Annotated in this window: 1 protein-coding gene; it reads right to left on the minus strand. The window is 65.9% G+C overall.

The window, feature by feature from the left end; genetic code table 11:
* Positions 1-501, minus strand: a 501-nt coding sequence (locus tag M3B01_RS14575) for an IS256 family transposase (protein WP_259793270.1), incomplete at both ends; no start/stop codon positions are given.

Genomic DNA, 501 nt, shown 5'->3' on the forward strand with positions numbered 1-501 from the left:
GGCCCGGATCAGGTGGACCACGCAGGTCTGGACCATCGAGTCCGGCCACGTCGCCTCGATAGCCTCTGGGAGCCCCTTCAGGCCGTCGCAGCAGACGATCAGCACGTCCCTGACGCCCCGGTTGGCCAGGTCCGCGCAGACGTGGGCCCAGAACGCCGATCCCTCGGTGTCCTGGACCCAGATGCCCAGCACGTGCTTGATGCCCTCGAGGTCGACTCCGACGGCGATGTAGGCGGCGCGGTTGAGGACCTGGTTGTTCTCCCGGATCTTGATGCGGATCGCATCGAGATAGATCACGGGATAGAACTCCTCCAGCGGCCGGGTCTGCCAGGCCAGGACCTCCTCACTGACCGCGTCGGTGATATTGGAGATCGTCTCGTGGGACAGGTCCGTGCCGATCGTGCTCGCCAGGTGGTGCTGGATGTCCCGGATCGTCATCCCGCCGGCATAGAGGCTGATGATCATGTCATCCAGGCCCCCGAGCCGCCGCTGGCCCTTGGG

It is taken from the genome of Brachybacterium sp. p3-SID957, from assembly GCF_025144775.1.
GTDB classification, from domain to species: Bacteria; Actinomycetota; Actinomycetes; order Actinomycetales; family Dermabacteraceae; genus Brachybacterium; species Brachybacterium epidermidis.